This window comes from Pseudomonas sp. W22_MBD1_FP4, assembly GCF_052113765.1.
GTDB classification, from domain to species: Bacteria; Pseudomonadota; Gammaproteobacteria; order Pseudomonadales; family Pseudomonadaceae; genus Aquipseudomonas; species Aquipseudomonas sivasensis.
Map to the genome: position 1 here is coordinate 347,461 of NZ_JBGQOI010000002.1, position 20,453 is coordinate 367,913.

General features: G+C 61.3%; 18 protein-coding genes. 7 read left to right on the forward strand and 11 right to left on the reverse strand.

Annotated elements, in window-relative coordinates:
• Window positions 1–144: 144 nt before the first annotated feature.
• Complete coding sequence (locus ACEN2T_RS04395) at window positions 145–5,322, forward strand: dermonecrotic toxin domain-containing protein (RefSeq protein WP_442116360.1); 5,178 nt, start codon at window positions 145–147, stop codon at window positions 5,320–5,322.
• On the opposite strand, the gene ACEN2T_RS04400 is transcribed toward ACEN2T_RS04395, so the two are convergent.
• The 3 genes from ACEN2T_RS04400 to ACEN2T_RS04410 all read right to left on the reverse strand — a co-directional run bounded on the left by ACEN2T_RS04400 (window position 5,297) and on the right by ACEN2T_RS04410 (window position 7,970).
• Window positions 5,297–5,938, reverse strand: a complete 642-nt coding sequence (locus tag ACEN2T_RS04400) for a LysE family translocator (protein ID WP_032888012.1) — start codon at window positions 5,936–5,938, stop codon at window positions 5,297–5,299. The genes ACEN2T_RS04395 and ACEN2T_RS04400 overlap by 26 nt on opposite strands.
• 13 nt (window positions 5,939–5,951) lie before the next feature.
• Complete coding sequence (locus ACEN2T_RS04405) at window positions 5,952–7,298, reverse strand: NCS2 family permease (RefSeq protein WP_442116361.1); 1,347 nt, start codon at window positions 7,296–7,298, stop codon at window positions 5,952–5,954.
• A 237-nt stretch (window positions 7,299–7,535) separates the two neighbouring features.
• Window positions 7,536–7,970: a MarR family winged helix-turn-helix transcriptional regulator gene (locus tag ACEN2T_RS04410; protein WP_032888098.1), complete on the reverse strand. Its 435-nt coding sequence runs from the start codon at window positions 7,968–7,970 to the stop codon at window positions 7,536–7,538.
• Between the two features lie 82 nt (window positions 7,971–8,052).
• On the opposite strand from ACEN2T_RS04410, the gene ACEN2T_RS04415 reads away from it, so the two are divergent.
• Together ACEN2T_RS04415 and ACEN2T_RS04420 are read left to right on the forward strand one after the other, a co-directional pair.
• Window positions 8,053–9,219, forward strand: coding sequence for an aminotransferase-like domain-containing protein (locus ACEN2T_RS04415; RefSeq protein ID WP_122754407.1), 1,167 nt, complete (start codon window positions 8,053–8,055; stop codon window positions 9,217–9,219).
• Window positions 9,220–9,229: 10 nt separating this feature from the next.
• Window positions 9,230–9,832, forward strand: a complete 603-nt coding sequence (locus ACEN2T_RS04420) for a glutathione S-transferase family protein (RefSeq protein WP_032888018.1) — start codon at window positions 9,230–9,232, stop codon at window positions 9,830–9,832.
• Between the two features lie 4 nt (window positions 9,833–9,836).
• Here the strand turns inward: ACEN2T_RS04420 and idi are convergent, their stop codons facing one another.
• Together idi and ACEN2T_RS04430 are read right to left on the reverse strand one after the other, a co-directional pair.
• Window positions 9,837–11,411, reverse strand: coding sequence for an isopentenyl-diphosphate Delta-isomerase (gene idi, locus ACEN2T_RS04425; RefSeq protein WP_442116362.1), 1,575 nt, complete (start codon window positions 11,409–11,411; stop codon window positions 9,837–9,839).
• A 100-nt stretch (window positions 11,412–11,511) separates the two neighbouring features.
• The gene (locus ACEN2T_RS04430; RefSeq protein ID WP_122754405.1) at window positions 11,512–12,396 is read right to left on the reverse strand and encodes a LysR family transcriptional regulator; all 885 of its coding nucleotides are present in this window, start codon (window positions 12,394–12,396) and stop codon (window positions 11,512–11,514) included.
• Between the two features lie 125 nt (window positions 12,397–12,521).
• Here ACEN2T_RS04430 and ACEN2T_RS04435 point away from each other — a divergent pair, with 125 nt between their 5' ends.
• The 3 genes from ACEN2T_RS04435 to ACEN2T_RS04445 are packed head-to-tail and all read left to right on the forward strand — an operon-like array spanning window position 12,522 to window position 15,458.
• Window positions 12,522–13,814 carry a CitMHS family transporter gene (locus ACEN2T_RS04435; RefSeq protein WP_122756975.1) on the forward strand — a complete coding sequence of 431 codons (1,293 nt, stop codon included), beginning with the start codon at window positions 12,522–12,524 and terminating at the stop codon, window positions 13,812–13,814.
• 1 nt (window position 13,815) lies between these two features.
• Window positions 13,816–15,141, forward strand: a complete 1,326-nt coding sequence (locus tag ACEN2T_RS04440; protein ID WP_099603050.1) for an acyclic terpene utilization AtuA family protein — start codon at window positions 13,816–13,818, stop codon at window positions 15,139–15,141.
• Window positions 15,138–15,458: an AtuA-related protein gene (locus ACEN2T_RS04445; RefSeq protein WP_032888025.1), complete on the forward strand. Its 321-nt coding sequence runs from the start codon at window positions 15,138–15,140 to the stop codon at window positions 15,456–15,458. The genes ACEN2T_RS04440 and ACEN2T_RS04445 overlap by 4 nt, the downstream gene beginning before the upstream one ends.
• A 110-nt stretch (window positions 15,459–15,568) precedes the next feature.
• Here ACEN2T_RS04445 and ACEN2T_RS04450 read toward each other — a convergent pair whose 3' ends face one another.
• The 5 genes from ACEN2T_RS04450 to ACEN2T_RS04470 form a co-directional block, all read right to left on the reverse strand.
• Window positions 15,569–15,940 (reverse strand): glutathione S-transferase N-terminal domain-containing protein, encoded by a 372-nt coding sequence (locus ACEN2T_RS04450; protein ID WP_032888027.1) that lies wholly within the window; start codon window positions 15,938–15,940, stop codon window positions 15,569–15,571.
• A 101-nt stretch (window positions 15,941–16,041) separates the two neighbouring features.
• Window positions 16,042–16,587: a GTP cyclohydrolase I FolE gene (gene folE / locus ACEN2T_RS04455; protein ID WP_003442011.1), complete on the reverse strand. Its 546-nt coding sequence runs from the start codon at window positions 16,585–16,587 to the stop codon at window positions 16,042–16,044.
• A gap of 78 nt (window positions 16,588–16,665) precedes the next feature.
• A complete protein-coding gene (locus ACEN2T_RS04460) occupies window positions 16,666–17,223 on the reverse strand; it encodes a Smr/MutS family protein (RefSeq protein ID WP_032888029.1) in 558 nt (185 codons plus the stop codon).
• A 74-nt stretch (window positions 17,224–17,297) separates the two neighbouring features.
• Window positions 17,298–17,618 carry a hypothetical protein gene (locus tag ACEN2T_RS04465; protein WP_032888031.1) on the reverse strand — a complete coding sequence of 107 codons (321 nt, stop codon included), beginning with the start codon at window positions 17,616–17,618 and terminating at the stop codon, window positions 17,298–17,300.
• A gap of 142 nt (window positions 17,619–17,760) precedes the next feature.
• Complete coding sequence (locus tag ACEN2T_RS04470) at window positions 17,761–18,351, reverse strand: cysteine hydrolase family protein (protein ID WP_095185465.1); 591 nt, start codon at window positions 18,349–18,351, stop codon at window positions 17,761–17,763.
• 239 nt (window positions 18,352–18,590) lie between these two features.
• Between ACEN2T_RS04470 and prmB the strand changes: the two genes are divergently transcribed.
• Complete coding sequence (gene prmB / locus ACEN2T_RS04475; RefSeq protein WP_122681113.1) at window positions 18,591–19,499, forward strand: 50S ribosomal protein L3 N(5)-glutamine methyltransferase; 909 nt, start codon at window positions 18,591–18,593, stop codon at window positions 19,497–19,499.
• A gap of 128 nt (window positions 19,500–19,627) precedes the next feature.
• Here the strand turns inward: prmB and ACEN2T_RS04480 are convergent, their stop codons facing one another.
• A complete protein-coding gene (locus ACEN2T_RS04480) occupies window positions 19,628–20,434 on the reverse strand; it encodes a hypothetical protein (RefSeq protein ID WP_032888036.1) in 807 nt (268 codons plus the stop codon).
• Window positions 20,435–20,453 lie beyond the last annotated feature (19 nt).

The window sequence follows — 20,453 nt, forward strand, 5'->3', positions numbered from 1 at the left end:
CGCTTCACACCCCCAAAGCTCTTCGTTGGTTTCGCCCGCGCACACTGCGGGCTTTTTTTTGCGCGCAGAAACGTTCAATTATCTAGCGCCTTATTGGCGTGATTGCTCAATAGGCTAGGTGTTTTCCTCGACGAAGACACTGCCGTGACCTCACTTACCGACCCTGATGACGACGCGCTACAGGCCCTGCGTACCCAGCTCACGCTGCGTATCAACAGCAGCCTCCATCCCAGTCGCCTGGTCAATCGACTCGCGCTGGCGGACTTGGGCTGCGCCGAAGCGGCGACTACCCTCAGCCGTCTGATCAGCGCTGCGCCCCGGGTGCTGCGGGTGGTTCGTGCCGAGCTGCGCAAAGCATTCGAACTGGACCCGGACCGCCTGCTCTTTACCGAACCCAAGCCGCCCGCCGTCGCGCAGAAAACCGACAGCCTGACCGACCGCGCCTTGCGCCTGATGGTGTTGCCGTCGGTGTCGATCAACCTCAATCAGTTCACCGCCCTGAGCGACAAGGACGACCCGAACCGCCGCTTCACGTTCACGCCCCTGGAGGCGCTGCGCCGGGTGATCGGCCTCAACCTGTTTGACCGGCTCGCCCAGGCGCACAACGATTATTGGCAGGGGTTGGCTGCCGGCACCTGGCTGACGCGTCAGGAGCGATGGGTGCAGGTGCATCAGCAACTGTTCGCCCACCAGGCCTTCATCGCCCGTCAATTGGACGAGCTGTCGAGCGCCGGGCGGGTCATGGTCCAGGCGTTGGTGGATGCGCCGACGGTGGAGGCGCGCCAGCGGGCGGGCGAGCGTTGGGCCAGTGTGCAGGCGTGCGAGTTGATGTGGCCTGGCGCCGGGCCGCGGTTGATGCCGATCCCTGGCGCCCTGCATATTTATCGTGAGGGCGACCCGATGGGCATGCCCCATGTGATGTATCTGCCGGGCGTGCAGCGCAACTTTTATGAGTACCCCTCGTTCGACCAATTGCAGTGCGCCCTGGTGGCGCTGATCAACGGCGCGCTGTTCGACGACCTGTGGCAATGCCTGCCCCTGCGACGTCGGCACGAGGTGTGTGAGCCGGCCTCGACCGCTGCCGCGGGTCGCGGCGTACGGTTGTCGGGCGATGCATTGGCCTACAGCGCGCAGGCGGTACTGGACGCGCAATGGGAAAACGAACTGGCCTGCGCTGTGTCGATCAACCTCAAACAGGTGTTTTCCGCCACGCCCCAGCCTGCGGTGACGAACGCCACACGCTTTCTCGCCTACATTGAACGGGCACGCCGGCACTGGGTCGGTAAACCACGGCTGGAGCGGTTGCGCCGTGAGCTGCTGGACTGGGACCAGCATCGACGACGCCAGGAAATCATCTTCGCCAGCACCGCGTCGAGCCTGGCGATCAACACGGCACTGCGCCAGGTCAAGCGTTACGAAAAGGGCCTGATGGCGCTGCTCGATCACAGCGACCCGGTGGTGGACACGCCGGCCTGGCTGGAATATGTGGCGCTTGAAGCACAACTCAAGGCCCACGAGGACACCCTGGCCGCACAGGTGCAGGACGCGCAACTGCGGCTGTTCGAGGCGGCGTACTGGGGGGAGCGCCCCAGCGGCCAACTCAAGCGCGCGAGCGCTTATATCCTCGGCCTGAAGGACCTGTTGCGCGTTGAAGTTCAACTGCAGCACCGGCTCAAGCGTCTGCGCGCGCCCCATCGCGACCTGCTGCTCGAAGTATTGGATGCACCGCTGGCCAGCAAGCGCGAGGGCAGTCTTACCCGTGTGCTGTCTGTGCGGGTGGGCGATGACTGGCCGCTGCACAGCGTGTTTGCGGTTACGCGCCAGGCTGCGCTGGATGCTCCCGAGCGGCGAGAACCGGTGGTGTTGTGTGCACTCGGGCGCGAGGGCGGTGTGGCTGGGTTTTCCAGCCTGGGGGAGTTGTCCCGCAGCGTCGAGGCCAGCCTCGGCAGTCGCGATACGTCGCTGTTGTGGGGTTACGTCGAGCGGCAGCAGCGTCAAGCCGTACGCGCACGAGTTGCCGCGCGCACGCTGAAAGTGAGCTATCACGCTATCGACGGCAACCCCCTGCTGCTGGCGCTCAAAAGGCTGCTCAAGAGCTATGTTCTGCTGCAGCACAGCGCGAATATTTTCAATGGAATTGAAGACGCTCAACTCAGCCGCCAATTGCTCGCGGTCGAGCTGCATGAGCACCTGCTTGCCCCGGCCAACCAGGCGTTGATCCAAGCACGCGACCATGTTGATCTGGTCCGCAAAGCCGCAGAAGCGAAAAAAAAGCTGCCATCGTGGCTGACTGACGCGACGGCGGCGCAGGTCAACCGCTTCAAGCGTGTGCAAGGTCGTTACCTGAGCAGCGTATTTGCCTATGAAGAGCGCCTCCAGCAGCGCTTGCCCGATGTGCACGCTTTTGCCCGCGACCTGCTGATCGCGCGTTTGCGGGAAGACGGCCTGTACCCGGAGTTGAACATCGACACGCCATTTATCGAAATGCCCGATCAGGTCGATGGCAGGTTTTGTGGCTGGGAAAGCACCTGCACGGTGGGCGATCGCAACGAAGCCCTTACTCCCAGCGCGACGCGCACGCAGTTCAGTCTGCTGCAACTGGCGCTGCACAACCTGGACCCGAAGATGCGGCCCACCTATTGGCGCTTCCGGCACGCCACCTATCTGCAACCGGCGTGGAAGCAACGCCTGAGCGTCAGCTACTTGGTCAATATGGTGTCCTCGCTGGACATCGGCGGCCAGTACGAGGCGTTGATCCAGCGCACGTTCCACTCGCCTGACCCGCGTGAGCAGGGGCGCGTTCCGCCACTGTTGAGGCGCGCGTTGGGGGCGGGTATCGACGCCGACCGCTATTCGGCGCTCAGGCAGGGGGTAAGCGAGCAGGGGCTGAGTCTGTTCAATACGGCGATCGGCGCCCGCGCCCCCGAAGATCTGCGCAGAAACGGCCATCACGTGCAGCTCTATGTGGTGCATCTGGCCGGCCACACCCTCCTGCATGATCGCTACATCGCCGGGATCGTGGTCATCCATGACCAGATTTCCCAGGCCTGCGTGGTGTATTGGCCCACCGCGCCGCAGGCAGGCAGCCTTAGCGAATATGCCAGCCTGCAATTGGCGCGCGAGCATCTCAATGGCATGAGTTCGTTGCCCGCGAATGTCACGGCGTTGGCCCGGCACGTCGCGCCCGGTTGGGCGTTCGAAGCGATCGACCACCACGGCCGCAAACCGAGCAAGGGGTCACGGTTACCCGGCCCGTTGGATTTCGTGCCGACTTTCGTCATGTTGCAAGGGCTGTGGCACGTCGCCGAATTCGTGCGTTCATTCAAGGTCAGGCACCTGGAACCCACGGCGCTTGTCGAGCAGATTGAGCAACAAATCCGTGAGCAGATCGACAGTGATCAGACGAACTGGCTGGTACTGGTGCCGACCGCACACTGGGACGCTCGCGCCCTGTTGTATGAGGCGCGGGTGCTTGAGCAGCAGCGCCGGGCGCAGGCCATCAGCAACTCCGGCAAGACCTTGGAGAAACACCGAGAGCAGCGACTGGAGGAGCGCAGCGATAGCCGTCGGCGTGCCTTGTTGTCGCTTGCCGTGCCGTTCTTCGGCCTGGGTAACCAGTTGTATGAATTGCTGCTGATGTCGCGGCGTTATCACCGCGAGGGCGACCCTCGGGACGCGGTGGCGGTGGCATTTGGTGCGGTGTTCCTGGCAGTTGACCTGCTGCTGACCTTTGTCCCTGGGCCCAAACTCAAACCGGGGAACCTGGCCCGTCCGGGGCTGCGCTCGATAGGCACGGGTCTGCACCGCCTGCATCGCGCAGCGTTCTCGGAGTTTGGCCAGGTCGCGCACGTGCCCAAGTTGCCCGGCGCGGGTACGGCGCTCAAACCCCTGGAACGCTTTCGCGTCCAGGGCCTGCCCCAAGGCGCGATCGCCTTGAAGGGGGCGGGTGAAAAAGGTGTCTACGTGAAGCGCGGCGAGCATTTCGTGGTGGACGGAACGCATCACTACCCGGTCTACCGCCGCGAGGGTGAAGGTTTTTTCCGCCTGAAGAGCAAGGACGCGGCGGGGCAGGATGAATTAATCCTGACGCTGCACGAACCCGGCGAGTGGCTGCTGGGGGCGGACGCGCCGGTCGCCGGCCCGAGCTCGGCAGTACTCAACCCGTGGCGCGCGGCTGCCACGCAGTCGGATTGGCAACCACCGGTGGTACCCACTGCGACCCGGGAACGGATTCACCGCTCAAGCGTGGCGTCCCGTCATTGGTTCGATTGGCGCCTGCATGGCGCCGATGATGTGGGCGTCGGGTCATCGGTGAACGGCGTGTTTCATGTGCATATGGATCCTCCGGGATTCCCTTACGATGCCATCTATGTCGGGAGCCGCTATGACACGCCGACGCAATCGGCTATTGGCTACTACCGGTTGTTGCATCAGGGTGAGCACGTGCCCTTGAGCGACATGGCCTTTATTTCCAGGAACGAGCCGCTGGTGTCCAGGGCTCGCGTTGATATCGAAAACTGGACCAGCAGCGGCCTTGATGAACAGCCGATTCCTGTGTCGCGTACGTCAACGGGCGAATGGCAGCTGCATGCGCCGCTGTTCGATGGGCCATTGGAGCCGTCGGTTGAGAGGGCTTTCCCGACGCTGACGAGCAGCAGCCGAACCTTTGCGGTGGCAAGGCTGATCGAGTTGGCGGACTCATCCCGTTCAGTCACCGCCAGCCATCTGCTTAACGTGCGCGCAACGCTGGACAGCTGGTTAACCCCAAGCCCTGTGCAACTTGGCCAGACAGATGACCTGCTGCGTATGCTGCGACCCACCGAACGGTACGGCGGCTATACCTATATCGGTTTCGAAGGCCGGGCGCCGGGCTTCACACGCGTTGACTTCACGCCCACCATCGTGCTTGACGAGGTGCTCAAGGCCGGCGGCGCGCAGCATTCGGCTCAGAGGCAGATTGCCCAGGGTGCAGCCACCCGCGCGACGCTGGAGCAGCAGGGCTTCAGGGTGCAGGAGTGGAGTGTAAAGCGCGGCACGGTCCGCAGTCCCGAGTGGCTGGTGACCCACCCCCAGTCAAACGCGCTGTACTACATCACCTTCCAGTGGTTGGATCGCGGCAGTATCTTGCTCAGGTCAAAGCTCACCCACGCATGGTTCAATCAAGCCATCAAACAACATCGGACTTCCGCCATGGCCGCGTCGGTCCGGGAGGCGCTGAGCGAACAGCGCCTCGTGCGGATGATGGCCGGCATTCAATGGCCGAGGCATGGCAATCGCCCGCCCACGGTGTATTTCGTCAAAGTGAGCCCGCGCGAGCGTTGACCAGTGAAATAACGCCGGCACCACCGAACAGGCTCGCGCTGATGCGGTTGAACCAGCTCTGGCCCGCGCCGCTGCGCAGGTACCGCGCGGCGCCATGGGCGCCGAGGCCGTAGGCGAGCTTGCAGGCCAGGTCGAGCAGAGTCCACGTGGCGATCATGATCAGCAGTTGCGGGAGGAAGGCGTGCTGGCTGCTGAGAAATTGCGGCAGGAAGGCGGCGAAAAACAGGATGTCCTTGGGGTTGCTGGCCCCCAGCACAAAGGCCCGGCCAAACAGCGCGCGAAAGCGCGGCACTGGCGCAGCCTGGGGCACTGTCGCGCCCTGGGAAGGCTGGCGCGATTGCTGCCAGCTCTGCCACGCCAGGTAGAACAGGTACAGCGCGCCGACGATCTTCAGCGCGTTGAACACCTTTTCCGACGCAAGCAGCAATGCGCCCAGGCCCAGCGCCGAAGCGCTCAGCAGACAGATCGAGGCAAACACCCCGCCCAGAAACGCCGGGTACGAGCGGCGCAGGCCGTAGTTGAGGCTGTTGCTGATCATCAGCAACGACAGCGGCCCCGGGATCAGGATCACTACCAGCGCAGCGCCGCTGAACAGCAGCCAGGTTTCCAGACTCATTGCTTGCTCCTTGTTATAGAAAGACGAACTTGGCGATAAAAATCACGCACAGCACCCAAAGGCTGGCGGAAATCTCGCGGTATTTTCCGGTGCCGGCCTTGAGCGCCACGTAGGTGATAAAGCCCAAGGCGATGCCGTCGGCCACCGAAAATGTCAGCGGCATCATGATCGCGGTGACGATCGCCGGAATGCTGTCGGTGGCCTCATCCCAATTGATGTGCGCCATGCTCGCCATCATCAGCATCGCCACGTAGATCAGCGCACCGGCGGTGGCGTAGGCCGGGATCATACCGGCCAGCGGCGCGAAGAACATCGCCGCCACGAAGAGGACGCCCACGGTCACGGCAGTCAGCCCGGTGCGACCACCTGCGGCCACCCCGGCGGCGCTTTCCACGTAGCTGGTTACCGGTGGCACACCGACCATGGCGCCGAACACGCTGGAGGCGCTGTCGGCCTTGAGGGCGCGGGACAGATTGTCGATCTTGCCGTCAGCCTTCACCAGCCCGGCCCGTTGCGCAACGCCCATCAGCGTGCCGGCGGTGTCGAACATGTGCACAAACAGGAAGGCGAACACCACGCTGATCATGCTCACATTGAACACACCCTTGATGTCCATCGCCATCCAGGTCGGCGCCAGGCTCGGCGGGGTGGAGAGGATGCCGTTGTAGTGCACCAGGCCCAGTCCCCAGCCGGCCAGGGTTACGGCGATGATGCTGATGAGAATCGCGCCGAACACACGGTGGTAGCTGAGGATCGCGATCAGCAGGAAGCACACGGCCGCCAAGAGCGGCGCCGGCTCATGCAGCGAGCCGAGCTTGATCAGCGTGGCTGGGCTTTCGACGATGATGCCTGCGGTTTTCAGGCCGATCACACCGAGAAACAGGCCGACCCCGGCGCCCATGGCATGGCGCAGGCTGACCGGGATGCTGTTGAGCAGCCATTCCCGCACGCTTGAGAGGGTCAGGCCCATAAACAGCACCCCGGAAATAAACACCGCACCCAGCGCGGTTTCCCAGGTGTAGCCCATGGTGCCGACCACGGTGTAGGTGAAAAACGCATTCAAACCCATGCCGGGCGCCAGCCCAACCGGCCAGTTGGCGTACAGGCCCATCAGCAGGCACCCGAGTGCGGCGGCGATGCAGGTAGCAACGAACGCCGCGCCGTGATCAATGCCGGCGTCGGCCATGATGTTGGGGTTGACGAAGATGATGTAGGCCATGGTGATGAAGGTGGTGAGGCCGGCGATCAGCTCGGTCTTCACTGTGGTGCCATGCAGGCGCAGCTTGAACAGGCGTTCCAGCCAGCCGTTCGATGAGGGGGCAAGGTCCAGCGTCGGGGCTTCGGATTTGCGGCTATCCACAGCGAGTACTCCTCAAGAGTTTTATTGTTATTTCCAGCGCCGGTCACATGAGTGGGCAACAGCGCTTTGAGGTACTGGCGGGCTTTGTTGACCAATAGGTCAAGAACTCGCACGAAGCGAATTATGCTTTTGTATACAAAGAAAGCAAATAATGTTTTCTATTTTGTGTGCGAAAGAGATGAAAGGCAACTCGTGAGGCAAGCGGGCTCGCCACAACCGGCCCGTTCGCCACAGGGATTACGGCTGACCAGACAGTGCCTGGTTCACCGCCAACCATCCATTCACAGCCTCTTCCCCGGCTTCATTGAACGCTCGTTGCAACAGCTTCACCTGTTCACGGCGCAATGACTGCTCAAAACGCAGCCCTTCCTCGGTCAATTCCAGCAAGCGTTTGCGCTTGTCGGTCTCGGACGCGACGCTGTCGACCAAGTGCATTTCCTGCAATTGGCGCAGCGGAATGTTCAGCGCCTGTTTGCTCACACCGAGCAACTCCAGCAGCTCTTTCACGCTCAAGGCCGGGTAGCGCGAGATAAAAAACACGATGCGCTGGTGCACTCGACTCAGGCCTCGACGTTCGAGCATTTCGTCAGCCTTGGCGGTAAATGCCTGGTAGCCGAAGAAGAACGCTTCCATGGCCTGTTGCTGGCTGTTTTGATTTTTAAGGTCAAGCATGTTGACGTATCCGCTCAAGCTGTCGTAATTTCGGTCAACCAGTTTGACGTATTTCCCACAGCCTTCGCTAGCGGTGACCTCCATGGCCTTCTCCGAACGTGTTACGCGCCTTAAAAGCTCCTTGATCCGTGAAATCCTCGCCGCAGCCCAGCGTCCGGAAGTGATGTCGTTCGCCGGTGGCCTGCCGGCCGAAGCCATGCTGCCTGCGCTGAACTGGGATGACATGCCGCTCAATATCGGCCAATACGGCATGAGCGAAGGCGAACCACAATTACGTGAATTACTGGCCGCCGAGGCGCGGGCGCTGGGCGTGCCGTGCGAGGCCAGCCAGGTCATGGTGGTCAGTGGCTCCCAGCAAACCCTGGATCTGGCGGCCAAGCTGTATATCGACAAAGGTACGCAGGTTCTGCTGGAAGGCCCGACCTACCTCGCGGCGTTGCAGATCTTCCAACTGTTCGGCGCCGAATGCCTCACTGTCCAGTTGGAAGCCGACGGGCCGAACCTCAGCGCATTGCGCGCCAGCCTCGAACGCCATCGCCCGGCGTTTATCTACCTCATCCCCACGTTCCAGAACCCGTCGGCCGTGCGCTACAGCGAGGCCAAGCGCGAGGCGGTCGCCGCGTTGCTCGATGAGTTCGGTGTGACCCTGATCGAAGACGAGCCTTATCGCGAACTGACCTTCGACGGCGGCAGTGCGCGCCCCATCGTCAGTCGCCTGCAAAAGGCCAGTTGGATCTACACCGGCACCGTGTCCAAAACATTGTTGCCTGGCCTGCGGGTCGGCTACCTGATCGCCAGCCCGGACTTGTTCCCGCACCTGCTCAAGCTCAAGCAATCGGCGGACCTGCACACCAACCGCGTCGGCCAATGGCAGGCGATGCAATGGATCGGCAGCGAAAAATACCAACAACACCTGGTGGAGCTGCGCAGTTTTTACCGCCAGCGCCGCGATGCATTCCAGGCCGCGCTGGAGCGCCATTTTGGCGATCTTGCCGACTGGCAAGTGCCTCAGGGCGGATTATTCTTCTGGCTGACCTTGAAACAGCCGCTGGATACCCGCACCTTATTGGCCCAAGCGCTGGGCCAGAACGTTGCGTTCATGCCCGGTGAACCGTTCTTTTCCGAGCCGGACCAACACCTCGGCTCGTTGCGACTCAACTTCAGCCATATCGACCCGGCCCGCCTGGACGAAGGTCTCAAGCGCCTGGCCGCGGTGGTCCGTCAAGCACAGCACGCGCAAGCGGCATAAGGGGAGCCCCATGTATAAGGTTTATGGCGATTACAAGTCGGGCAACTGCTACAAGATCAAACTGATGCTTAACCTCTTGGGCGTCCCGTACCAATGGGTGGATGTGGACATCCTCAAGGGTGACACCGAAACCCCCGAATTCCTGGCCAAGAACCCCAACGGCAAAATCCCCGTGCTGGAACTGGAAGACGGTACTTGCTTGTGGGAATCCAACGCGATCCTCAACTTCCTCGCCGACGGCAGCGAGTTCTTGCCGATCGAACCGCGTTTGCGCACGCAAGTGTTGCAATGGCAGTTCTTCGAGCAGTACAGCCACGAGCCCTACATTGCGGTAGCGCGGTTTATTCAGCTTTACCTGAACATGCCAGAGGATCGCCTTGAGGAATACAAAACCACCCACAAAGGCGGCTACAAGGCATTGCGGGTGATGGAGCGGCAACTGCAAACCACGCCCTATCTGGTGGGCGAGCAGTATTCGATTGCCGATATCGCGCTGTATGCCTACACCCATGTGGCCCATGAAGGTGGTTTTGATTTAGCGCCGTACCCGGCTGTGCAGGCCTGGTTGAAGCGCGTGGCCAGCCATCCCAAGCACGTGGCAATGCTGGACTGACAGGCTATGGATTTGGGGGCGATGGCTGCTCGGGCGCAAGCGCGGTGAAAGGCAATTGGCGCGCAGCGAGTGTGTAAAGCCATCGCAGGCCTGTGTCAGAGCGCTGGGATAATCGAGTCAGGCCCATGATCCAGGCCACTTCTGCGCGGGATACCTTCGAGGGGGCCTCCGGGTGTGCCTGGACGTTGCGCAGTGTCAGCAACGCCAGGCCGATGGTCCAGACCATGAACCGACGAATACCTGGATGCCTGGCTGGGATCAGCAACGCAAACTGCAGCGCTCGCTGTAAGTGAGCGTTGGCGGTGCCAACCATTTGCCCTACAACTTGGACATGCTTGGGATCACGGACTCCGGCCTGCAAAACGCAAGGCTGCAGATGATATTCGGCCAGTAGATCCTGCGGCAGCCAACAAACTCCCCGGGAGCGATCCTCCCACTGATCCTTGAGAATATTGGTCAACTGCAACCCGGTGCCGAATGAGCGTGCCAGGTTTTTCAGGGTTTCGCGTTGCGTTGACAGTTGCGGCTCAAAGTCGATGAAAAACTCGGTTAGTGTTTCCCCGACAACGCCCGCTACGTAATAGCAGTAGCGGTCCAACTCCGTGCGTGTAGCCAATCCCTGTAGACCGGCCTTGTCCTGAAACTCGGCCATCCCTGCGGTCATTATGTTCAGGCAATCAAGGATCGCCCTTCGCTTGGCCGGATTGAGCGTGTCGTTAACGGCCAATATCAAAGGCATATGTCTGATCAGCTCGCGCTCGGCTGCAAGGGTTTGCTCCGTCAGGTGCTGAGTCAATTCATCGCTCAGGCATTTTGCGTCCCCCTGGCCACTGATCACCTCAAAATACCGACGTTGGTAATAGCGTTTTTGAGCGGACGTGAGACCGGGTTCGTCTTCTATCGTGTCTGCCATTCGGCACAGCAGATAGGCATTAGCTACTGCCGGGCGAAGTTCGGCCGGCAATTGAGGAATGGTCAAGGCAAACGTGCGCGATACCTGGGGAAGGATTTCATCCTGGTACGCGAAAGGCGCGCGGGGATTTTGCATCATGGCCTGCAGTCGCCAGTCTTCCAGCCGACAGGCCGGGTGAGCGAGGATGACGTTGAACCAGGCGGTCAACGCTTCGGGCGCGGTGTCGACCCACTGCTGCAAGGCCGGGATTTCTATCCAGCGCCATTCAGAGGCCTCGGTTGGGTTGGCCTGCGGTTCGCCATCAAACGTGCCGATATAAATATGATCGAACTCATGCTCGATCAAATTCCCTGGGACGCGGGCCTGGTAGGTCAGCGTCATGACCTCACGCAAAGGGCAGGCCAAACCCATCTCTTCACCGAGCCGTCGATGGGCGGCGTGTTCAGTCTCTTCGCCGGGGCGCGGATGCCCGCAGCACGTATTCGTCCATAGGTTCGCGGAGTGATATTTGCCGGCAGCGCGCCGTTGCAGGAGCAGCCGACCTTTGTGGTCGAATATGAAAATGGAAAACGCTCGGTGCAGCAGCCCTTCACGGTGCACCTGCAGCATTAAACCAGTACCGATTTGACGATCGTTCCCGTCCACCAGTATCAGTGTTTCTTCCATGTCTTAAATCTCGTGTTGTGCGCCGGTGGGTGGCCGATTCAGTTTGCCGAAACGCGCCAGTGCCAGCAGGGAAAATACACGCCATAGCCGTGATAGTGCATCAGCCGGGCAGTGTCTGGCTCAGGAGCTCAAAACACCGCTGCGCCGCCGGGCTCAGCCCCATCCCGCTTCGACTGATCAACCCGATCTCCCTGTTCACTCCGGGATGATCGATGTTGATGCGTTTCAACCCTTCCAGACTGTCCGCCGCCGACTCCGGCAGCACACTGATTCCCAGCCCCTGGCGCACCAACGCCAGCACCGTCGACATGTAGTTGGCCTCCATGCCGGCGTTCAGCGTCAGCCGGGTTTCATCAAACAGCGCATCCACGTGCTCGCGCACACTGCTGTCGCGCCCGGTGAGGATGATCGGCTGGTCTGCCAATTGCTCCAAGGTCAACTGGCGATGGTGGGCGAGGGGGTGATCCAGCGGTACAAACGCACACAACCGATCATTCAGCACCGGCAGAAAATCCAGTCCATGGCTGAGTCGTGCACGTACGCCGATGCCAAAATCCACTTCCCCTGCGCGCACCTGGGCATGAATGCGGTGGGCGACCAGGTCATGCAACCGTACTTCGATGCCGGCGAAGCGTTCGCGAAACAGGCGCAAGGCCGGCGGTAAAGTGCCAGCGCACACTGAGGGCAGGGCGGCGATGGTGACCACCCCTCGGCGCAGGGCGGCGAGGTCGCGCGAGCCGGTGACAATGTTGTCCAGGTCCAGCAGCAATTTTTCCATGGGGCCACGCGCCTCATGGCCGGCAGCGGTGATGCTGACATGGCGCGGGCTGCGGTCGAGCAGGGTGACACCCAGCCAATCTTCCAATTGCTGAACTTGAACCGTGAGTGCCGAAGGCGACAGATGCAGCTCATTGGCCGCCTTGGTAAAGCTGCCGGTACGGGCGACTGCGAGGAAGGCTTGAATATGCTGGATGCTATTTTTCATAGGCGCGGCTTCATTTTGTTTTTCCGAACATACGGTGGTGAATATTCCAATTTACAAAGAGTAACGCGCTTCCAATACTCCAGGGAAAACAATAACCGGCCAAAAAGGCCGCTCTGGAGTAACCCATGCTCGCAACCCTGGGTGTCATTACCATCCTGTGCCTGCTCGCTGCCGTCATGAGCAAACGCCTTTCACCACTGGTGGCCCTGATCGCCTTGCCGATCATCGCCGCGCTGCTCGGCGGGTTCGGCCTGCAAACCAGTGCCTTCATCATTACGGGGATCAAGAACGTCGCCCCGGTGGTGGGCATGTTTGTGTTTGCGATTCTATTTTTCGGGATCATGACCGATGCCGGCATGCTCGACCCCATCATTGATCGCATCCTGCGTACGGTCGGGACGCGTCCAACACGCATCGTCGTCGGTACCGCGACCCTGGCCCTGCTGGTGCATCTGGACGGTTCCGGCGCGGTAACGTTTTTGGTCACGGTGCCCGCGATGCTGCCGCTGTACACGCGGCTGGGGATCGACAAACGCATCCTCGCCTGTGTGTGCGCTATGGCCGCCGGCGTCAACTTTTTGCCCTGGACCGGACCGGTGCTGCGCTCTTCGGCAGCGTTGCATGTGCCCGTGGCGGACCTGTTCCAACCGCTGATCCCGGTGCAGATCGTCGGCCTGATCTTTGTTTTCGCCTGTGCCTGGTGGCTCGGCCAGCGTGAAGAAAAACGCCTGGGCCTGGGCGCTGGCTCCAGCGTGGATGCGATGCCGCAACGGGTGCTCAGCGACGACGACATCAAGCTGCGTCGGCCGCGCCTGTTCTGGGTCAACCTGATCCTCACTGTGCTGGTGATGGTGGTGATGATTGCCGGTTGGGTCGACCCGGTGGTGATGTTCATGCTCGGCACCGTGGTGGCGCTGTGCATCAACTACCCGAATGTCGACGCCCAGCGTGCCCGCATCGACGCCCATGCGAAAACCGCCCTGACCATGGCCAGCATCCTGCTCGCCGCCGGGGTGTTCACCGGCATCATGCAAGGCACCGGCATGCTCAAGGCGATTGCCGAAGTGGCGGTGGCGCAGATTCCGGCCGGCCACGGAAAGCTGATCCCGGCAGTCGTGGGCTTTCTGTCGATGCCGCTGAGCATGTTGTTTGACCCCGATTCCTACTATTTCGGCGTGATGCCGGTGATCGCCGAAGTCGGCAAGGCCTTGGGCGTCGACCCGCTGCAAGTGGCCCAAGCCTCGTTGCTGGGCGTGCACACCACCGGTTTCCCGGTTAGCCCGCTGACCCCTGCGACCTTCCTGTTGGTGGGCCTGTGCAAGATCGAACTGGCCGATCACCAGCGCTTTACCATCCCTTTTCTGTTTGCCGCGTCAGTGTTGATGACCCTGACTGCGTTGCTCCTGGGAGTGATCTGAGATGAAAACCTTGCGTATCGGTTCCGGCGCCGGCTACTCCGGCGACCGCATCGAACCTGCCGTGGAACTGGCCGAACACGGTGACCTGGATTACCTCGTGTTCGAATGCCTGGCCGAACGCACCATCGCCTTGGCGCAACAGGCCCGTATCAGCGATCCACAGGGTGGCTACGATCCGTTGCTGAGTGAGCGCATGCGCCGCGTGTTGCCGTTTGTTGGAAGGCAGACCGCGCGTCGTCGCTTGCGCGTGATCACCAATATGGGCGCGGCCAACCCGGTGTCGGCGGCGCTTGAAGTGCGGCGGATTGCCAGTGAATTGGGGTTGAGCCTCAACGTTGTTGCTGTGGTGGGTGACGACGTGTTGTCAGTGCTGCAGCCCGATCACGTGCTCGATAACGGACAGACCGTTGGCTCACTGGGTGAGCGGTTGATTTCCGCGAATGCCTACCTGGGTGTCGACGGCATTATTGATGCGTTGCACGCCGAGGCGGACGTGGTGATTACCGGGCGCGTGGCAGATCCGTCGTTGTTCCTGGCCCCGCAGATGTTTGAGTTCGGTTGGACGGCGGACGATTGGCTGCGCCTGGGCCGTGGCACATTGGTCGGGCATTTGCTGGAGTGTGCAGGGCAGGTCAGCGGTGGTTATTTTGCCGATCCTGGTTTCAAGGATGTGGACGATTTGGCGCGCCTGGGTTTCCCGTTGGCCGAGATCGATGCCGACGGTGAGGCCGTGATCACCAAGGTTGCGGGCTCCGGTGGGCGGGTCAGCCGCGCGACGTGTACCGAACAACTGATCTACGAAGTGCATGATCCGGCGGCGTACCTGACGCCGGACGTGACGGCGGATTTTTCCCAGGTGGGGTTCGTCGAAGAGGGGGTTGATCGCGTGCGTGCCCAAGGGGCCAATGGCCGTGCGCGACCCGAGCAACTGAAGGTCAGCGTCGGTTATCTCGACGGCTGGATCGGTGAGGGGCAGATGTCCTACGGCGGCCCGGGTGCAGTCGCACGGGCGCAACTGGCGCGGGATGTCGTACTCAAGCGTTTGGAACTGATGGGTGTGAAGATGCAAGACCTACGCGCCGAACTGATTGGCATGGACTCGCTCCACGGTCCACGCAGCAGCGTAGAGCCCTGGGAAGTGCGTCTGCGCGTGGCGGCGCGTTGTGAAGACCGAGGGGACGCGGTGCGCGTCGGTAATGAAGTGGAAACCCTTTACACCAACGGCCCGTCCGGCGGCGGCGGTGCCAGCAAAAGCGTACGGCAAGTGGTGGCGGTGGCCTCGTTGCTGCTGCCCCGTGACGCGGTCAACCCGAGGATCGAAGCATGAAACTGCACACGCTGGCCCATTCCCGCACCGGGGATAAGGGCGACACCTCAAACGTCTCAATCATTGCCTATCGCGCCGAGGATTATCCGTTGCTGCGTGAGCAGCTCACGGCCGAGCGTGTGGCTGCGTACTTCGCCGGGCTGTTGGAGCCGGGTGCGGCACCGGTTCGACGCTATGAATTGCCGAACGTGCAGGCGTTGAACTTTGTGCTGCCGGGGATTCTGCGTGGCGGGGTGACTCGCTCGCTGGCGCTGGATGCGCACGGCAAGTGCCTGGGCTCGGCGCTGCTGGATCTGGAATTGATAACACTGGACTGAATGTGGGAGGGGGCTTGCCCCCCGATAGCGGAGTGTCAGCCGGCTAATCCAGTGACTGACACTCCCTCATCGGGGGCAAGCTCCCTCCCACATTAGTTTTGCGATGTTTGTCAGATCGCGGCAAACCGCTTATCGAGGTAATCGATGATCACCTTGGAGTCATACATCCAAGTGGTCTGACCGTTTTCTTCGATGCGCAGGCACGGCACCTTGATCTTGCCGCCTTGCTCCAGCAGGGTCTGGCGGTCCTGCTCGTTGTTCTTCGCATCCTTCAGCGCCACCGGCACATTCAGGCGGTGCAGGGTGCGGCGGGTCTTCACACAGAACGGGCAGGCGTGGAATTGATACAGGGTCAGGTCCTTGGCCGCTGCGTTCACCTGCGCCTGTTGTTCGGCAGGGCGCTGCTTTTTGCGCGGACGGGTAAGTAAGTCGCCGGCGATGATGACGTGGCCGAGGCCCACTCGAAGTGCTTTGACGAACATGGCTGAAACCTCTTGCCCATGAAGAAGGGGCCGCAGCTTACCTTAATTCTGCAGGCGAAAAAAAACCGGCGATGAACGCCGGTCTTTTTCTGCGCAGCCTATTACTTGATCAGGCTGAGGAACTCGCTGCGAGTGGCCGCGTTTTCGCGGAACTCACCCAGCATCACTGAAGTGATCATCGACGAATTCTGTTTCTCCACACCGCGCATCATCATGCACATGTGCTTAGCTTCGATCACCACCGCCACGCCCAGGGCGCCGGTCACTTGCATCACGGCATCAGCGATCTGGCGGCTGAGGTTTTCCTGGATCTGCAGGCGGCGCGCATACATGTCGACAATCCGCGCGACCTTGGACAGGCCCAGCACTTTGCCACTCGGGATGTACGCGACGTGGGCCTTGCCGATAAACGGCAGCAGGTGGTGTTCGCACAGCGAGTACAACTCGATGTCCTTGACCAGCACCATTTCGCTGTTGTCGGAGCTGAACAAGGCACCGTTGGTGACTTCTTCCAGCGTCTGCTCATAACCGCGGCAGAGGTACTGCATCGCCTTGGCGGCACGTTTTGGCGTGTCGAGCAGGCCCTCGCGGGAGACGTCCTCGCCGAGTTGGCCGAGGATCGCGGTGTAATTCTGTTCCAGGGACATGAAACTACCTGTGGGATTTTCGCAAAGCGCAAGGTTACGGTGGCGGACACATCGCTGCAAGCCTGACGATGTCACTTGTTACTCGTCGCGTCCTTCCATCATCGTACGCTTGAGCATCACATACACCGCCCCCGCGCCGCCGTGCCGGGCCTGGCAGGAGGTGAAGCCCAGCACCTGGGCGTGCTGGCGCAGCCAGGTGTTGACGTGGCTTTTGATCATCGGTCGCTTACCGTCCAGCCGCACGGCTTTGCCGTGGGTGACGCGTACACAGCGGATTTCGAATTTGGTGGCTTCAGCGAGAAAGGCCCACAGGGTTTCCCGGGCTTTCTCCACGGTCATGCCGTGCAGGTCGAGGCTACCTTCGAAGGGGATCTGGCCGACCTTGAGCTTGCGCATCTGGCTTTCCTGCACGCCATCGCGGGCCCACATCAGCTCGTCTTCGGGGCCGACGTCGATCACGAATTGGTCCGACAGGCCATCCACGGTGGTGGCGTCGGTGCGCACGGTCGCGGCCTGGCGCAGTTTGGCGATTTGCGCCCGATCAGCCTTGGGTTTGCCGGTATCGGCGCGGTCGTGCTTGATCGGCTTGACGCCGCGCAGCTCGTTTTTGAACAGGGAAAAATCGTCGTCTTGCATGTCGGCCTCCGCGAAGGGCGGGCAGTTTACCTAATTCGCGGCGGCCGGGCGCAGGAAACGCTATCCAAGCGCCATCAGTCGTGTTTTTTCATCAGGTGTGCAGCGATATTCAGTGATAACGGCTGGCGCATTTTCCGACGGCTACGACGCCACAACCACACGCCCAGCCACAGCACCAGCACGCCGATGCCCAGCAGGAGGGCAGAGCCACCGGGGCTGGCATTCAGTTCGCCAAGGGCCGGTGAATGACCAAACAAGCCGGCGCCACCAGCGCCCGCAAGCAACAAACCTACAATCGCCAGCAACGCGGCAATGCCGGCCACCAGACGCAGACGCCAGTTACTCGGGCCCTTTGGGCGCAAGCGACGAGCGTCAAATCCATCGGATATCTTCATTCCGACCTTTCCTCCAGGGTATCGGCCCTTCGACCGGAAGATACGCAGCTTGTTCCTGTACCCGAGGCAAATGCGCCAAATCAAAAGGCTTAGCGGATGAGCGGGGCAATAAACATTGCCGCGCCGCTCATCAGAAGGGCGATCAGATCAGATCTTTGGTCAGCGCAAGGGTGGCGAAGTTGTCGGCCATGATGGCCATTTCGGTTTGCTGTACGTGCTCGGCAGTCAGGATGCCGCCTTTGTAAGGCAGGTCGCGGGTGGCGCAGGCGTCTTCCACCAGGGTGCAGCGAAAGCCCAGGTTCTTGGCCGCGCGCACGGTGGTGCTGACGCTGGAATGGCTCATGAAACCGCAGACGATCAGGTCCAGGGAACCGAGGTCTTGCAGGTGCTTTTCCAGGCCGGTGCCATGAAAGGCGCTGGGCAGCAGCTTGCCGATGATGGTTTCGTCGCCTTGAGGCTCAAGGCCGGGAATGAACTCACCGCGTTCGCCCTGAGGGTCGAACAGGCCACCGACGGTACCCAGGTGGCGCACATGCACGATCGGACGGCCAGCGTTGCGCGCTGAGGTCACAAGTTGCTTGATATGGTCGACCGCCGCGTCCATGCCCGAGAGAGCGAGTGGACCGCTGAGGTATTCCTTCTGGGCGTCGATGATCACGAGGGTCGCATGGTTCAGGTTGGCTGCTGCGTAACCGCGACCGCTGAGTTGAAACATCGTCTTTGGAACGGACATTCTGGGGCTCCTGTGAGGGGGGCTTTTGCGACATTGTCCACTGGCTGAGCGGTTCTGTGAATCGCTACCATCGTAAGGTACGCCGTTGCTGGCGTGCAGCCATGTCAAGAGGCGGGCTTGTTTAACACAATGCTGGCAAATTGGATGAAATCCGATGGGTGGCGCCAAGTTTTCGTACATCGTCGGTACAGGCGAAGGCTGTTAGAATCGCCAGTCGTTTTTTCCAGGAGTCTGCCCCCGTGATCACTTCCCGCCTGCGCACCTTGCGCGACCATATCCGTTGGGCTGTCAGCCGTTTCCATGGGGAAGACCTGTTTTTCGGCCATGGCACCGACAACGCCTGGGATGAAGCCCGGCAATTGGTGCTCGGCGCCTTGAGCCTGCCGTGGGAAATTGCCGACAGTTACCTGGACTGCAACCTGGAAGAAGAGGAAGTCTCCCATGTGCAACGCCTGCTTCACCGCCGTATCCATGAGCGCGTGCCGACCGCCTACCTGCTGGGTGAGGCCTGGTTCTGCGGCATGTCGTTTATCGTCGACAAGCGTGTGTTGATCCCGCGTTCCCCCATCGGCGAACTGATCGAAAACCGCTTCGAACCGTGGCTGGCTCAACCGCCGGCGCGCATCCTCGATCTGTGCACCGGCTCAGGTTGCATCGGCATCGCCTGCGCCTACGAGTTCCAGGACGCCGAGGTCGTGTTGGGTGACTTGTCCTTCGAAGCATTGGAAGTGGCCAACCAGAACATCGAGCGTCACGGCGTCGACGAGCGCGTATACACCGTGCAGGGCGATGGTTTCGACGGCCTGCCAGGCCAGCGTTTCGACCTGATCGTGTCAAACCCGCCGTATGTGGACGCTGAAGACTTCGCCGACATGCCGGACGAATACCAGCATGAGCCGGAGCTGGGACTGGCCTGTGGCGATGACGGTTTGAACCTGGTGCGTCGGATGCTCGCCGAAGCGGCGGACCATCTGACCGAGAAGGGTTTGCTGATCGTAGAAGTGGGCAACAGCCAGGTGCACGTTGAGGCGTTGTACCCAGAGGTGGACTTTGCGTGGCTGGAGTTCCAGCGGGGCGGGCACGGGGTGTTCATGCTCACGGCCGAGCAGTGCCGGGCGCATCAGGCCGTCTTTGCCGCCAGGGTCTGAGTGGGTCATGCGGTCAGTGTGGGAGGGGGCTTGCCCCCGATGGTAGTGTCTCAGTCAACACATTCATGACTGAATACACCGCTGTTGGGGGCAAGCCCCCTCCCACATTTTTATTGCAGTGCAACCTATTAGCGGTGTGTCGCAATCCAGATCAACAGCCCTGCCTGGAACACCGTAAACGCCACCAGACAGGTGATGGTGAAACGTAGCCCGCTGTCCTCGCGCTTGAACTTGGTGACTTTTTCCTCTTCCTTGCGCAGCTTCACTTCCTGTTCCAACAGGTTCTGTTCGGCCTGTTGCAGCATCTGCGCGGCTTCGAGGATCTCGACGAACTGCACCTTCTCAGTGTTCCAACTGTCCAGCACATCACCGACCTTGCCTGGCTGTACGTTGCCTTTGAGGTGCTGCACATCGGCATACGCCACATCAAAACCCTGAATGCGCAAGAAGTGGTCGCGGCGCAGGCGCGTGGCTTCGTTGAGTGCGTCCTTGTTGGCCAGGTCGACGCCGTCGACGCGGTAGTGCGACCACTTCTTCTTAGCCCAGGCAGCGCCTTGAGCCACGAGGAAACGGCCGATGCCCCGGTTGGCCGGCTCGATTTCCAGGCTGTTGCCCGGACCGAAATGCACGCGATGGGTGTCGTGGTCGACCCAGATATCCAAGTGGTTTTGTTCGCGACGCACACGCTGGCCGGGCAACTGAATGACCATGCGCAACAGGCTGTGTTGCTTGTCATTGCGCTCGGCATAGCCGAACTGCACGAACCGCAACGGCCGCAGGCCAGTGGCGCGGTCGGTGGCCAGGGGGGCCAGGCGCAGCATCTTGAAATGTTCGGCCTGGACATCCGCCCACGGCAGAGGCGCCGCGTCGACGGCCTCGGTTTTTTCAGCCGGGGTATCGGCGGTCGGTTCTGGTGTTGCTTCAGTGGTTGTCATGCGGCGCGATCCTGTCCAA